Raw genomic sequence first — 15,153 nt, 5'->3', positions numbered from 1 at the left:
GGCAGGTGCGGTCGCCGCGAGGGCGGCCGCGCCTGCGCCAGACGACCGCCTCAGCGCACGCGGCGGTAGCGGACTTCGTTGTGGCGGTCGCCGACCTGGGTGGTCACCAGTCCGTCGCGCGACTGGTCGATGTCGAACGAGGTGTTGCCCACATTGAGGCGGCCGTCGTTGATCCAGCCGCTGACGGTCTGGTCGCGCGTGCGCGCGGTGGCGCGTCCGTCGGCGCTGACGGTCAGGGTGACGTCGCGGTCGTACACCGGGTTGTAGCCCTCGAACGTCCCGATCATCCACGACGGCACGTACGAGCTGTGCCGTGCGCCTTGGTAGCGGTCGTCTTCGTACTTGTCGTCGTTCTTGTTGGCGTTGTGCGCGATGGCGCCGAGGATGGCCGCGCCGATCAGCACGCCGGCCGCGACCTTGGCGTCGTGGTTGTCGTCGTGGTGGCCCGACGAGCTGGTGTGCACGCGGAACGTGGCGCGGCAGCCGTCGTCGACCCAGATCTCGCGGCGGTTGTAGTCCCAGGTGCGGCCCTGCGTGCACGCCGTGCCGGACAGCTGGCGGTCCAGCGTCACGTAGCCGGCGGTATCGATCGGACAGCTCTGGTAGCGGTCGTTGCGGCTCTCGCAGGTGACGTAGTCGTCGGCGCGGGCGTCGGCGGCCCAGAGGCCGGCACCGGCGAGGCAGGCGGACAGGAAGATGCGCGTGGGTTCCATGACGGGTCCTTCGGATGGCGGCGGGAGGGCGCGGCCTGTCCGGCCGCGCGGCCACGATACTGCGGGACGCCGCCAAATGTGAGGCGAGACCTCAGCCGTCCGTCTGCCGCTGCTGCCTGACCGCCACCACCCGCGCCGCCTGCAGCGCCTCCCCGATCTGCACCCCGGTCATGCCCTCGCGCACCACCTCGCGCGCGCTGACCTGCAGCGCGGCCTGGTGCAGGCGCACCAGCGTCCGTCCTTGCGGATAGTCGGCTTCCTGCTGGCCGCCGCGGCCGCGCTTGTCGGCCTCGCAGACGGTGGCCAGCCACGGGATGCGTTCCGGCCGGCGGAACGCATCGCAGCGGGTGAGCAGCTCAACCACGGTCGCATCGCGCAGCTCGGCCAAGCGATGCACATTGAGATGCTCGCGGCAGGCCATCACCGCGAGCTCGCGATGATCGAGCGGCACCTTGAGGCGTTCGCACAGCGCGATCACCGGCGCCACGCCCGCGTGTTCGTGGCCAATGTGCTTGGGCAGTACGTCGGCCGGCGTCAACGCCTTGCCCAGGTCGTGCACCAGCGCGGCAAAGCCGATGCGCGCATCGCCGGGCGCGAGCCGCGCCGCCATGTCGCTGACCATTTCCTGATGCAGGCCGGTATCGACCTCCGGGTGGTATTCCGCGCGCTGCGGCACGCCGTACAGCGCATCGACTTCCGGCAGTACCACCGCCAGCGCCCCGCAGGCGCGCAGCGTGGCGAGGAAGGCCGACGGCGTGGCCGATGCCAGCGCGCGGCGGAGTTCCTGCCAGACGCGTTCGGGCACCAGCGTGTCCAGCTCGCCGCTGGCGACCATGGCGCGCATCAGCGCCATCGTCTCCGGCGCGACGGTGAAACCCAGCGAGGCGAAGCGGGCCATGAAGCGTGCCGCGCGCAGCACGCGCAACGGATCTTCGGAGAAGGCCGGGCCGACGTGGCGCAGCACGCGCGCCTCGATGTCGCGCGCGCCGCCGCAGGGATCGACCAGGGTGCCGTCTTCGTCCTGCGCGATGGCGTTGACGGTGAAGTCGCGGCGCTGCAGGTCCTCTTCCAGCGTCACCGAGGGATCGGCATCGACGACGAAACCGCGATAGCCGCGACCGCTCTTGCGCTCGGTACGCGCCAGCGCGTACTCCTCGCCGGTGTCCGGATGCAGGAACACCGGAAAGTCGCGCCCGACCGCCTTGAACCCCTGCGCTTCCATCTGCGCCTGCGTGGCGCCGACCACGACCCAGTCGCGGTCACCGGGCGCCAGGCCCAGCAACCGGTCGCGTACCGCGCCGCCGACGAGATAGATCTTCATGCCGGCATGATGCCGGATCGGTAACGTCACTGTCTGCGCCGAGCGCTGTGGGCGCGACGTAAGTCGCGATGGCGTCACGCGAACCTGATTCGCGACTTACGTCGCTCCCACAGGAAAGCGCCACCCTCGGCCCTCAGCTTTTCGGCATATGCGCCGTCGGGCAGGTGAAGGCTTTCCGCTTGGCCTGCACGCGGCCCATCAGGCGGTCGCTGACCGGCAGCGCGGTGCCGTTGAGTCGCCAGTCGTAGATCACGCTGAAGGCCAGTACGCGTGCCACGTATTCGCGGGTTTCCTTGTAGCTGATCGTCTCGATCCAGATGTCCGGATCGAACCCCGGCCGCTGCGCCTGCCAGCGCGCGGTCGGTGCCGGTCCTGCGTTGTAGGCGGCGATGGCCACGTACGGCACCGCGTACTTGTCTTCCATCTCGCGCAGGTAGGCAGTGCCGATGGCGATGTTGGTGTCGGCGTCGTACAGGCTGGCCGCGCCGGCGTAAGGGATGTCCCATCGCTTGGCGACGCCCGCACCGGTGGACGGCAGCACCTGCATCAGGCCCATCGCATTGGCGCCGGAGCGCGCCTTCGGATTGAAGATGCTCTCGGCGCGGATCTCGGCGGCGACCCAGGCCGGGTCGATGTCGTGCTTGGCCGCCTCGCGCCGGATGGTGTCGCCGTGGTGCAGCGGGAAACGCAACTGGTACAGGCGCTGTTCGTCCGGCTGCTTGCCCAGCGAGAACACCGCGCGGTCGAACCAGCCGTTGTCCTGCGCCACGCCCACCGCGATGCGGCGCTGGGTGTCGTCGAAGCGCGACAGCGCCTCGTTCCATTCCGCCGTCGCCCAGCCCGGCCGCTCCAGCTGCCACAGCTCCATCGCGCGCACGATGGCGGGGTCGCGGGCGACGGCCTGCTTGGCGGTAGCGGCGTCGTTGGGAATCCAGGCGCACAGCGCATACGGCTGTTCCAGCCGGTCCGCGGCGAGGAAGCCGTGGAAGGTGGGGCTGGTCGCGGTTTCGCGGAACAGCCGCTGCGCGCCGGCGCGATCGCCGGTCTTCTCGCTCATGCGCGCTTCGAAGTAGCGCCAGCGCGAATCATTGCGCTGCGTCGCCGGCATCTTCCTCAGCGCGGCCAGCGCCGCGGGCCAGTCGCCGCGCGCCAGCGCGTCGCGCACGCGCCATTCGTGCAGGCGCTCGTCGTACGCCGACTCCGGCACGTTGCCGAGCCGGCGTGCGGAATCGGGTCCGTACGAGGCGACCGTCCACAAGGCGACTTGGTACAGCACCTGGCCACGCTCGCTTTCGCCCATGGCCAGCGCGTCGGCGTACTGCGGCAACAGGCGTTCGGCCGTGTCGGGATCGTTCTGGGCGAGCTTCGCCAGGCCGTGCGCGGCCATCCGGCGGCTGCGGTCGGTCTTGGGCCAGTTCAGCGCGCGCGGATGGACGGCGTCGATGAAGGCGGCGTAGTCGTTGGCCAGGGCGGCGTCATCGCCCGGCAAGCCGCGGGCGGCACTGCGCATCACCCCGGTCTGGCGCTCGGCGGCCGCGGCCTCGATGCGTTCCCAGCGCAGGGCCGGTGTCAGTCCGCCTTGGCTGGCGAGCACGTTGAACACCGGGTCGCAGCCGTCGGGCAGCGACTTGGCACCCTTGCGCCAGAGGGTTTGCGCCTGCTCCGTCCACGCGGGATCGGTGCGACCTGTCGCCTGCCGTGCCTGCAGGTGCGCGCATTGCAGGGCGACGCTGTCGGTCGGCTTCCACGCGGCGAGGAAGGTGGGCCAGTCCTGGCGCCGCGCGAGTGCGGCCAGCCAGAGGTTGCGGAACTGCACGGCGACGGCCTGGCCGTCGTAGCGCGTCAGGAAGGCCTGCGCCTGGGTGGTCGTGACGGCATCCGGATCGCGGCGCAGCGCGGCCAGTTCCAGCCAGCCGTACAGCGGGTGGCGGGCAAGCGAGGAAGAGGTGGCGGCGTCGAACCGGCCAGCTTCTGCGGCCGCGAGCGCATCGCGCATCGCGGGTCGCTGGGTGTCGAGGGATTGCGCATGCAGGGTCGGCGCGGAGCACAGGCCGGCGAGGGCAACGAGTACGATGAAAGCTGAAGGACGGATCATGCCGGGACTATACCCAAGCCGGCTGAACCGACCTGTAGACAAGGCATGACAACGAGGTGGCGCGTGGAAGGTGTGTGGATGTTTCCGTTGCTCGGCGTACTGGCCGGCCTGCTCGCGGGCTTGCTGGGCATCGGTGGAGGCCTGGTGCTGGTCGCGGCGCTGGCCTGGCTCCTGCCCATGCATGGGATTCCGAAAGAGGCCGCGATGCATGCCGCATTGGCGAGTTCGCTGGCGAGCATCGTGCTGACGGCCACGTCATCGGCGTACGCGCACCACTGTCGCGGCAGCGTGCTGTGGCCGACGGTGGCCTGGATGGTGCCGGGCCTGCTGCTCGGCGGCTGGCTGGGCAGCGGCCTGGCGGTCCACCTGGATGACGGGGTGCTGCGCTGGATCGTGGCGGGCTACTGCTTCATCGCGGGTGCGCAGATGACGCTCGGCGGCCATGCGCATCCGGAAGGACGGGGCGTGCCCGCGCCGCGCGGACCGGGAATGAGCGTGGCCGGCTCCGCCATCGGTGCCGTGTCGGCCGTCGTCGGGATCGGGGGCGGCAGCATGACCGTACCGCTGCTGGTGTGGCGTGGCGTGCAGCCGGTGCGCGCGGTGGGAACATCGAGTGCCTGCGGCGTGGCGATCGGGATCGCCAGCGCGGTGGGGTATGCCGTGCATGCGCCCCCGGGCGCGTTGCCGGCGCACGCGGTGGGCTACATCTATCTGCCGGCGGCCATCGGGGTCGCCATCGCCTCCGTACTCGCGGCGCCCTATGGCACCCGGCTCGCCCACCACATCGGGGGCAAGGCGCTGAAGCGCGTGTTCGCGGTCTTCATGGTGGTGATGGGGATCGCGATCATCACCAGCGGCTGAGTCCCATGCGTGCTACACGCATTTAGTTGTTAATCCCCGTGACGATGGCGTGCATAAACTCCAGGTAATCGTATTTACCCGCAGATAATCAGCGTTACCATCTTCAAAAGGGTGACTTGTTTCCGTTGTGGCCCTTTTACATATTCTTTACAACGAAGGGCAAGCCGCTTTAGGCGTTGGCCGTGCGGTCCCACACCCTTCGGAGAGAGAATCATGAAAGCGCGCCGCCGTACTCTGGCTTCGGCCATTCGACTTGCCGTGCTCCTCGCCCTGCCTGCGACTGTCATGGCGCAGGAGGCCACCACCCTGGACACGCTCACCGTCACCGGCAGCCGCATCAAGCGCGCCGAAATGGAGGGCCGCGTGCCGGTGCAGACGCTGTCGCGCGAAGAGATCGAGCGCACCGGCCTGACCTCGATCGGCGACATCCTGCAGGAGCTGACAGGGTCCGGTTCGGCGCTCAACACCAAGTTCAACTCGTCGGGCAACTTCGGCTTCTCGCCCAATGGCGACGGCGTGGGTGCGGGCTCGGCGCAGGTCGACCTGCGCAACCTGGGGCCGAAGCGCGTGCTGGTGCTCGTCGATGGCATGCGCTGGGTCAACGAGTCGTCCGCCTCCGGCGTCAGTGCGGCGGTCGACCTCAACACGATCCCGCTGGCGCTGGTTGAGAGGATCGAAGTGCTGGAGGACGGCGCATCGTCGCTGTACGGCTCCGACGCGATCGCCGGCGTGGTCAACATCATCACGCGCCGCAATTTCGACGGCGGCCAGGTCACGCTGAATTACGGCCAGTTCGACAAGGGCGATGGCGAGGTCACCGGCGCCGATCTGGCGTGGGGCTTCGACAACGAGCGCAACAACCTCTTCCTCAGCCTGAGCTACACCGAGCAGAAGGAAGTCAGCTCCGCCGACCGCGACATCTCGTCCATCCCGATCCAGGGCGGCAGCTCGCGCATCCTCGGCGGCCGCTTCTCGTTCACCGATCCGAATGAGGTCGCGTACGACCTGTCGGTGAAGCCAGGCCAGACCAATCCGGTCTATACGCCCGGCCAGCCCGCCTGCGGGCCCGGGGTGGTGCGCAGCGACGGCTTCCAGTGCTTCGACTTCAATCGCGACGCCTTCAACTACGCGCCGTTCAATCTGCTGATGACGCCGTCCAAGCGCATGGGCGCGTTCGCGCAGTACCGCTTCTCGATCACCGACGAGCTCAACTTCTACGCCAAGGCGCTGTACAACCGGCGCGAATCCACCAACCAGGCTGCGCCCGAGCCGATCGACCTGGGTCCCGGTGCAGGCACCAGCTACACCGCCGATCTCGTCATTCCCGCCAACCACCCGTTCAATCCGTTCGGCTTCGACCTGATCGGCAGTGGTCCGAACGCCAATATCGGGACCATCCGCCGCCGGCCGCTCGAGGGCGGGCCGCGCATCTTCGAGCAGGAAGTCGACACGCAGTACATCGCCGCAGGTCTGGAAGGATCGTTCGGCGGCGAGCGCACGTTCTTCTGGGACGTCAACGCGGCCTTCAGCAAGAACGAGGCCGAGCAGACCAACCGCGGCAGCTACAACGCGCGCAACATCGCCATCGCGCTGGGCGATCCCGCCGTCTGCGCCGCGACGAGCGGGTGCACGCCGCTGGACATCTTCGGCTTCGACACCATCACGCCGGCGATGCTGGCCTACATCAGCCCGCTGTTCCGCGACCGCAGCGAGCAGAAACTGACCCAGGTGACCGCGAATCTCAGCGGTGCACTGTTCGAAGCGTGGGCGGGCGATGTCGAGTTCGCCGCTGGTTACGAGTACCGCAAGTACGAAGGCAGCTATAACCCGGACCCGCAGACCGTTGCCGGCGAATACAACGGCGTGCCCTCGCAGCCGACCTCCGGCGAGTATGACGTCAACGAGGTCTATCTTGAGTTGAACGTGCCGCTGTACGCGCAGCAGGACGGGCCGGGTAAGTTCGACCTGAGCCTGGCCGGCCGCTACTCCGATTACTCCACCTTCGGCGGGGAGTTCACCCCGAAGTACGGCCTGCGCTGGCAGGTCGCCGAAGAGCTGCTGCTGCGCGCGACGTACGCCGAAGGGTTCCGCGCGCCGTCGATCGGCGAGCTGTACGGCTCGCAGAGCCGCTTCGACGCGCAGTTGGTCGATCCCTGCCTGGTGCCGCCGGGCGCGCCGGCCGGCTCGCTCGCGCCGATCGCCTGCCCGGGCGTGCCGGTCGGTGCGCGCCAGAACGATCCCCAGATCCCGGTGCTGACCGGCGGCAATCCGGCGCTGCAGCCGGAAACCGCACGCAGCTTCAGCGCCGGTCTGGTGTTCAGTCCGTCGTTCGCCGAGGACGTGGCCTGGTCGGACAAGCTGGATTTCGAACTGACCTTCTACCGGCATGACCTGGAGGGACCGATCCAGGCCATCAACGCGCAGGCCCAGCTCGACCTGTGCGCGACCACGCAGGATCCGCAGTACTGCGCCGGCATCAACCGGCTGGCCTCGGGCGAGATCGACACGTTCGCCAACTTCCTGATCAACCTGGGCTCGATCAAGACCGACGGCTGGGATGCGGACGTGTTCTGGACCCTGCCGGAATCCAGGCTGGGCCGCTTCAAGCTGAGCTGGCAGAACACCTTCGTTACCCGCTACGAAGCGCGCGGTGCCGGTGGTGAGTTGCAACCTCAGGGACCGGGACTTGTGGTGACGGATACCGCGATTCCGGAATGGACTTCGAACGCAACGCTCGACTGGAAGCTCGGCAACTGGAATGCAGCTTGGAGTATTCGCCACCTATCCGAGATGGAGGAAGACTGCCTGGCGATCGATCCGGCGGCCTACTGCAGCACCGCCACCACCAACACGCTGGCCGCGACGACGTACCACGACCTGCAACTGGGCTACGAGTTCGAGTGGTTCAAGGGCCTGCAGCTGACCGGCGGCGTCAACAACGTGTTCGACGAGGATCCGCCGGTCTGCACCTCGTGCTCGCTCAACGGCTACGAGGCGTCGACCTACGACATCCCGGGCGGCCGCTTCTTCTACGTGCGGGCGAACCTGCGGTTCTGAGTTCGCGGGCAGGACACACGGGAAGCCGGCGCAAGCCGGCTTCTTCGTCTGCGGGGTCCGGAGTGCGCGCGGGCCTGACAGCAGGCAGGTCCGGGGAGCCGGCGCGACGATCGGTCGCGGGGCGCGAAGCTCTCCTGTGACTTGAAAAACAAGAATCATTCGCATTTAATAGGCGCTTGGCGGCAGGGCCCTCCGGCCCTCGACCGCGTGCATCGCCGCATGGCCGGCGTGCCCTCGTGGTGCCTCGCCGCCCTGCGGCACTGCATGCCGCCTTCCTCCTCCACGTCCTCCCCCAGGTCCCTCCATGCGTCGTCTGCCGTCCCTGCCATCCTCCACCTTCGTCCGGTCTGCCTTCCTGTCCCACCGCCTGCCTGCCGCCATCGGCCTGGCGCTGCTGTGCCTGACGGGCACGGCGCTGGCGGCGCCGCAGGAAGCCGCGCCGGCTGCTGGCGAGGCCAGCGCCACCGATCTGGACAAGGTGCTGGTGGTCGGCCAGCGCGCCAACCGCGTCAGCAACGGCGCCACCAACCTGGACCTGGCCATCAAGGAAACCCCGCAGTCGATCAGCGTGGTGAGCAGCGAGCAGATGGCGCAGTTCGGGGCCGACAACCTCAACGATGCGCTGCGGCTGGCCACCGGTATCCAGGTGGAGGAGTGGGAAACCAACCGCACCAACTACCTGGCGCGCGGTTTCGAGATCAAGAGCACGCAGGTCGATGGCGTAGGCATGCCCAACGACTGGGGCATCGCCACCGGCGCGATGGACGCGTTCGGCTACGAGAAGCTGGAAGTCATCCGCGGCGCGAACGGCCTGCTGACCGGCGTGGGCAACTCGGCCGGTACCATCAACTACGTGCGCAAGCGTCCGACCAACGACGCCGAGGGATCGGTGGGCGTGAAGGTCGGTTCTTGGGGCGAGCGTCGCGTGGAGTACGACTACTCCACGCCGTTCACCGACAACGGCACCTGGGCCGGTCGCGTGGTGGTGGCGCGTGAGGAAGCCGATTCCTACCTGCGCGACTTCGAGAGCGAGCGCACCTTCGTCTATGCGGTGATCGATGGCCAGGTGGGCGAGAACGGCACGTTGACCTTCGGCTACTCGTGGCAGCAGGCCGACACCACCGGCAACATGTGGGGCGCGCTGCCGTTCGTGAATACCGACGGCACGCAGCCGTCGTGGGACGTGGGTGCGTCGACCACGGTGGACTGGGCTTATTGGGACACCAACACGCAGGCCGCGTTTGTCGAATACACGCACCAGCTGGGCCAAGACTGGCAGCTGAAGGCGACCTACAACCACCGCAAGGGCGAGAACGACGACCAGCTGTTCTTCGCGTACTCGTTCGCTGGCCTCGATCCGGTCACCCGCACGGGCCTGCTGGGATGGGCGTACAAGGGGCAGGACGAACTGACCTCGGACCTGGTGGACCTGAGCCTCAACGGCCGCTTCCAACTGTTCGGCCGCGAGCACGAGGCGATGTTCGGCGTCAGCCAGGCGGAAAGCGAGCAGACGTATTCGTTCAATCCGTCGCTGTCGGTCTTCGATTCGCTGCCTGCGTTCCCGTACGCGGGCAACGCCGTGCCCGAGCCGACCTGGGGTCCGCGCGAACGGTCGAGTTTCTTCAACCAGCGCCTGCGACGCGCATTCGGCGCGACCCGCCTGTCGCTGACGGAAGACTTCAAGGCGGTCCTCGGCGTCAACTACGCCGAATACCACCGCGACGGCGCCAACGGCCCGGATCCGTTCGACGAGACCGAAAGCAACACCAGCCCCTACGCCGGCCTGACCTACGACTTCACCGACGACCTGCTGGGCTACGTCAGCTACTCGGACATCTACCAGCCGCAGGACCAGCGCGACTTCGACGGCTTCTATCTGGCGCCGTCCAAGGGCGTGAACTATGAAGTGGGCGTCAAGGCCGAGTGGCTGGACAAGCGCCTGCTGACCACGCTGGCTTACTTCACCGCCAAGCAGGAAGGGCTGGCGACGTTCGCCGGCTACAACGCCGACACACTGTTGAACTACTACGTGCCCAAGGATGTCGAGTCGAAGGGTTGGGAATTCGAGGCCACCGGTAGGCTCAACGCGTACACCGACCTGGTGTTCGGCTACACCCATCTGAAGATGGACGGCGAGGAAGGTACGCTGACCTACAACTGGGTGCCGCGCCGCACCGCGAACCTGATGCTGAGCGCGCGCCTGCCCAGTTACGAAGCGCTGTCGTTCGGCATCGGCGGCCGCTGGCAGAGCGCCATCTCCAACACCGAGAGCTACAGCGGCCAGACCGTGCGGCAGGGCAGCTATGCGGTGGTGAATGCGTTCGCCGCGTGGGACTTTCTGGAGAATGCCACGCTGCACGCCAACGTCGGCAACCTGACCGACGAAAAGTACATCAACACGCTGTACCAGATCGGCTACTACGGCGCGCCGCGCCACTGGTCGCTGAGCCTGGAATACCGCTTCTGATGTCGTCCCGCCCTGTCCATCCCTGGTAGCCGCCGCCACCATGTCCACGATCCCGCATTCCGCCGCTCCCCGTTCGCCACGCCTGCATCTGGCGGCGCGCATCGTCGCCGCCATCTTCGGCGGCTACGGCTTCGCCTGGGGCATCGTCGCCGCCGGCGCCAGCCTGATGTTCGCCGCCGGCATGGACTTCCACGATGCCGAGTTCCTCGCCAGCCTGTTCGGCGTGCTGGCGTTCCTGGCGGTGTTCCTGTGGACCTTCGCGGCGCGCCGGTTGTGGGTGGTGTGGACCGTGCTCGTGGGCGGTGGCGCGTTGCTGGCCGCCGTCGGTTCGTTCGTGCAATCGCGGCTGGTCTGAGGCGGAGGACGTCATCATGATGCAGAGCTTCCGCCAGGCGATGGCCTGGCTGCATACCTGGTTCGGCCTGGTCCTCGGCTTCGTGCTGATGGCCGCGTTCTTCTTCGGCGCGTTGTCGGTGTTCGACCGCGAGATCGACCGCTGGGCGATTCCGTCCACGCGCTTCGAACCGCAGCCGATGCCATCGTACGAAAAGATCCTCCGCCCGGCGTTCGAGCGCATGCAGCCGCTGCCGGCCACCGTGGAGGCGATGCGCCCGCGCGTGGACGGCCCGATGCCCGAGCGCTTCGACACCGTGGTCAGCTGGAGTGCGTACACCACCCACCGCGATCCGGTGCTGCAGCTGTTCGCCGGCTATGAGGTGCCGAACGCGAAGGATCCGGAAGAAGCCATCTGGGCCGACGCCACCATCGATCCGCGCGACGGCACGCCATTGCCGAACGACCGCCTGAAGGTCGGCAGCGGCTTCTTCTATCCGATGCACTACGGCCTGACCCTGGACTGGAAGAACCTGGGCATCTGGATCGTCGGGTTCTCCGCGCTGATGATGCTGGTGGCGCTGGTCACCGGCGTGGTGATGCATCGCAAGATCTTCCGCGAATTCTTCACCTTCCGGCCCGCCAAGGGCGGGTTGCGCAGCGTGCTGGACCTGCACAACCTGACCGGCGTGGTGGCACTGCCGTTCCACTTCTTCTTCGCCTTCACCGGTCTGCTGATCTTCGCGGCGACGTACTACTTCCCGGTCGGGCACACGCAGCTGCACGACCTGCATGATCTGCACGCGGAAGTGGAAGCCCGCGAGACCGGCCTGCCGCACACGCGTGCGGGCGTGCCCGCCGGACTCGCCAACGTCGATGCGATGGTGGCGGACGCGCAGCGGCGCTGGCAGGCGCAGGACAAGGCCGGCGATGTCGGCTTCCTGGTGCTGCAGCATGTGGGCGATGCGAACGGCTATGTCAGCGTGTATCGCGCCGGTACCGACCGCATCGCGCTGGTCGGCGATGGCATCCACTACAAGGCGGCCACCGGCGAGCTGATCCACGAGGACCCGGCGCCCAGCGCCGCGGGCCGCGTCGCCGAATTCCTCACCGGCCTGCACCTGCAGCATTTCCGCCACTGGCTGCTGCGCTGGATGTACGTGCTGGGCGGACTGCTCGGTGCGGTGTGCATCGCGACCGGCTTCCTGTTCTTCGTCGAGAAGCGCAAGCGGCAGCACGCGCGGCAGGGCCAGCAGGGCGCGCGCGTGGTCGATGCGCTGGCGGTGACCACCGTGACCGGCATGGTGCTGGCGGCACTGGGCATCCTGGTCGCCAACCGGCTGCTGCCGGAAGACCTGCCGGCACGCGGCGACTGGGAACGCTATGCGTTCTGGGGCACCTGGCTGCTGGCGATGCTGCACGCGGCATGGCGCAGTGCGCCCGTCGCGCGTGGCCTGGCCAATCCGGCATGGCGCGAGCAGTGCGCGATGATCGGGCTGCTGGCGCTGGCGGCGGTGCTGCTGAACTGGATCACCACCGGCGATCACCTGCTGCGCACGATCGGTGCAGGTTATTGGCCGGTCGCGGGCGTGGACCTGACGCTGCTGGCGGGCGGTGTGGTGGCCGCCTTGACGGCGCGCAGGCTGAAGCGCCGCGCGGCGACCGCCTCGGCCTCGCCGCTGGCGAGCGCGGAAACGACCCATGCATGAGGCCGTGCCTACCGCCCTGCTGTTGCTGGCCGCGCTGGTGGCGAGCGTGGCCGGCATGGGATGGCTGGCCTTGTCGATGCCCGTCCACGCCCAGCAGGTGTGGGGCGAACCACCCACCGCGGCGACGCGTCGCGGGCTGAGGATCGCCGGCGTCCTGGCCTTGCTGGTGGCGCTGGTGCTATGCCTGGTCGTCGATCACGCCACCATGGCCAGCCTGGTCTGGGTGATGGGCCTGACTGCCGCGGCGGTCGGCGTGGGCATGACGCTCGCCTGGCAGCCGCATTGGCTGCGGGTGCTCTCGCCGTGGGTGCGCACGCGCCGGGGTTGAGCCGCGCATCACGTCCGCGCTCCACGCCCTGACGTCCGCACCGCGATGCCTTCCACGACCTGCCGTGACTTCCGCCAAGGCGGGAGTACGATGCGGGCAGGCGGAGGGAGGCCCATCGGATGGATGCGCCAGTGGACAACGCGCACGGCGTGGGGTGGTCCGGGATGATGGAGCGCCGGCGTCGGCGGCGCGTGTTCCATCTGCTGTTGGCGATCGGTCTGGTCATGCTGTCGCTGGGCCTGGGATGGGGTGCGTTCTTCGCCTGGCGCGGGGCATGGACGGTGGCGGCGGTGGAGCTGGCGATCGCAGCCTTGGGCGTGGTGGTGATGGTGATGGCCCGCCTGCGCCGGCCACGCGCCGCGTCGTGGGTGGCGCTCGTCGGCATGGCGGTGCTGCTGTGCTTCTTCTCGGCGTTCCTCGACGTCTCGACCGACGCAGTGCCACGGACGAGCCATGTCTTCCTGCTGGTGCTCGCGCTGTGCGCGCACCATGTCTTCCGCGATACGAACGCGTGGCTCCGCTACGGCGTGGTCGTGGTGTTGCTGGTGGCGTTCGCGGTGTTCGCGGCGGCACCGGTGCGGGCGCCGTATCCCTTCGCCATTGCCGACGACGTGCGGCGGGTCGGTATCTGGGTCAACCTGGCAACGGCGGTGGCCAGTTTCCTGATCGTGCTGAGAGTGGCCGAAACCGATATCGCCGAACACCGCGCGCTGCACCGCGCGTTGCGTGATGCGTTGTCGCATCGCCGCTTCGAGTTGTTCTACCAGCCGCAGGTCGATGCGCAGGGGCACGTCGTCGGCGCCGAGGCGCTGCTGCGATGGCGGGATGCACGGCGCGGCCTGGTCCGCCCCGCCGATTTCATGCAGGCGGCGGAGGACACCGGCTTCATCCTGCCGCTGGGACAGTGGGTGCTGCACGAGGCTTGCCGGCAGCTGGCGGACTGGTAATCGGACTCCGCACTGCGCCACCTGCGGCTTTCGGTCAACATCAGTGCATTGCAGCTGCGGCAACCTGATTTCGTGCAGCAGGTGGATGACGCGGTGGCACGCAGCGGTGTCGACGCCGGTCTGCTGACGCTCGAACTGACCGAAAGCGTGCTGGTGCACGACATGGACGATGCCGTCGGCAAGATGCGCGCCTTGCACGCGATGGGCGTGCGCTTGTCGCTCGATGACTTCGGTGCGGGCTACGCCTCGCTGTCGTACCTGCGGGAGCTGCCGTTCGCCGAGATGAAGATCGATCGCGCCTTCACCCGCGGGATCGTCCGCGACGCACACGCGGCCACGATCACCCGCAACCTGCTGCAGCTGGGCCGCGACCTGGGCATCGACGTGATCGCCGAAGGCGTCGAGCAGGACGATCAGTTCGCGCTACTGGGAGAACAGGGATGCCAGCTGTTCCAGGGCTACCTGTTCGGACGGCCGATGGAGGCCGCCGCGTTCCGCCAGCGCCTCGTGTCACCGTAGGCGGCCGGCGCCGGCAATTCAGCGCAGCGCACTGTCCGGCACGTCGATGTCCATCGCCAGCGCCAGATGATCCGAGTTGGCCGCCGGCATGGCGCGGGCGTTGTCGCCGCGCAGGCCTTCGCTGAGCAGGATGTGATCGATCGCCCGCTGTGGCCGCCAGCTGGGGAACGTGGGCACGCAGAACGCCGGCGGTCGCAGGCGGGTGCGCTTGTAGAGCAGTTCCATTTCCGGCGTGTCGGGCACGCAGTTGAAGTCGCCCATCAGCACCGCGTGCGGGTGGTCCGACAGCAGTTCGCCGATGAAGGCCAGCTGCGAGCGTCGCGAGTTGGCGCCCAGCGACAGGTGCGCCACCGCCACGGTCAGGCCTTCGTCGCCGTCGCCGAAGCGCGCCATCAGCACGCCACGGCCGCCGATGCGGCCGGGCAGGCTGTGGTCGGTCACTTCCACCGGTTCCAGCTTGCTGAGCAGGCCGTTGGCGCTGCCCGCCACGCGTGCGACGTTGCGGTTGGGCTGGTGCGTCCAGTAGTCGAAGCCGGCGCGCTCGGCCAGGTAATGCGTCTGGTTGGTGAAACCCGAACGCAGGCTGCCGGGATCGGCTTCCTGCAGGCCGACGATATCGTGCCCGCCGGCCAGCTGCGCGATCGCATCCAGGCTGCCGCGCTTGTTGCCCGCCGGCAGCGCATGCGACCAGCTGCGGGTCACGTAGTCGCTGTAGCGGCGGGTGCTGGAGCCGGCCTGGATGTTGGCGCTGAGCAGGCGCAGGCGCCGCGTGGCCGGGGTGTCGGTCATCGACGTGGGGGCTT

The 15,153-nt window shown here is 68.3% G+C and carries 10 protein-coding genes and 1 pseudogene; 7 read left to right on the top strand and 4 right to left on the bottom strand.

Features of this window, described 5'->3' with window-relative positions; translation table 11 throughout:
• Window positions 1–50: 50 nt before the first annotated feature.
• The 3 genes from ASD77_RS04710 to ASD77_RS04700 all read right to left on the bottom strand — a co-directional run bounded on the left by ASD77_RS04710 (window position 51) and on the right by ASD77_RS04700 (window position 4,129).
• Complete coding sequence (locus ASD77_RS04710; protein ID WP_055938036.1) at window positions 51–713, bottom strand: DUF3011 domain-containing protein; 663 nt, start codon at window positions 711–713, stop codon at window positions 51–53.
• Window positions 714–804: 91 nt separating this feature from the next.
• Window positions 805–2,034: a multifunctional CCA addition/repair protein gene (locus ASD77_RS04705; protein WP_055938033.1), complete on the bottom strand. Its 1,230-nt coding sequence runs from the start codon at window positions 2,032–2,034 to the stop codon at window positions 805–807.
• Between the two features lie 133 nt (window positions 2,035–2,167).
• Window positions 2,168–4,129 (bottom strand): transglycosylase SLT domain-containing protein, encoded by a 1,962-nt coding sequence (locus tag ASD77_RS04700; protein ID WP_082563127.1) that lies wholly within the window; start codon window positions 4,127–4,129, stop codon window positions 2,168–2,170.
• A 78-nt stretch (window positions 4,130–4,207) separates the two neighbouring features.
• Between ASD77_RS04700 and ASD77_RS04695 the strand changes: the two genes are divergently transcribed.
• From ASD77_RS04695 to ASD77_RS18435, 7 genes and pseudogenes are all read left to right on the top strand, one after another.
• Complete coding sequence (locus tag ASD77_RS04695; protein ID WP_235578477.1) at window positions 4,208–4,990, top strand: sulfite exporter TauE/SafE family protein; 783 nt, start codon at window positions 4,208–4,210, stop codon at window positions 4,988–4,990.
• Between the two features lie 213 nt (window positions 4,991–5,203).
• Window positions 5,204–8,047, top strand: coding sequence for a TonB-dependent receptor (locus ASD77_RS04690; RefSeq protein ID WP_055938030.1), 2,844 nt, complete (start codon window positions 5,204–5,206; stop codon window positions 8,045–8,047).
• A 304-nt stretch (window positions 8,048–8,351) separates the two neighbouring features.
• Window positions 8,352–10,514: a TonB-dependent siderophore receptor gene (locus ASD77_RS04685; protein ID WP_082563126.1), complete on the top strand. Its 2,163-nt coding sequence runs from the start codon at window positions 8,352–8,354 to the stop codon at window positions 10,512–10,514.
• A gap of 40 nt (window positions 10,515–10,554) precedes the next feature.
• Window positions 10,555–10,869 (top strand): hypothetical protein, encoded by a 315-nt coding sequence (locus tag ASD77_RS04680; RefSeq protein ID WP_055938026.1) that lies wholly within the window; start codon window positions 10,555–10,557, stop codon window positions 10,867–10,869.
• A gap of 16 nt (window positions 10,870–10,885) precedes the next feature.
• Window positions 10,886–12,556, top strand: coding sequence for a PepSY-associated TM helix domain-containing protein (locus ASD77_RS04675; protein ID WP_055938023.1), 1,671 nt, complete (start codon window positions 10,886–10,888; stop codon window positions 12,554–12,556).
• 4 nt (window positions 12,557–12,560) lie between these two features.
• Window positions 12,561–12,884 carry a DUF3325 domain-containing protein gene (locus ASD77_RS04670; protein ID WP_235578476.1) on the top strand — a complete coding sequence of 108 codons (324 nt, stop codon included), beginning with the start codon at window positions 12,561–12,563 and terminating at the stop codon, window positions 12,882–12,884.
• A gap of 119 nt (window positions 12,885–13,003) precedes the next feature.
• A pseudogene (locus tag ASD77_RS18435) lies at window positions 13,004–14,350 on the top strand (EAL domain-containing protein).
• An 18-nt stretch (window positions 14,351–14,368) separates the two neighbouring features.
• Here ASD77_RS18435 and ASD77_RS04660 read toward each other — a convergent pair.
• Window positions 14,369–15,139, bottom strand: coding sequence for an endonuclease/exonuclease/phosphatase family protein (locus ASD77_RS04660; protein WP_055938015.1), 771 nt, complete (start codon window positions 15,137–15,139; stop codon window positions 14,369–14,371).
• Window positions 15,140–15,153: the final 14 nt, after the last annotated feature.

The organism is Pseudoxanthomonas sp. Root65 (genome assembly GCF_001427635.1).
Taxonomy (GTDB): domain Bacteria; phylum Pseudomonadota; class Gammaproteobacteria; order Xanthomonadales; family Xanthomonadaceae; genus Pseudoxanthomonas_A.
Note: the sequence above shows the minus strand (reverse complement) of the source record. Positions and strands in the feature narration are given on the sequence as shown.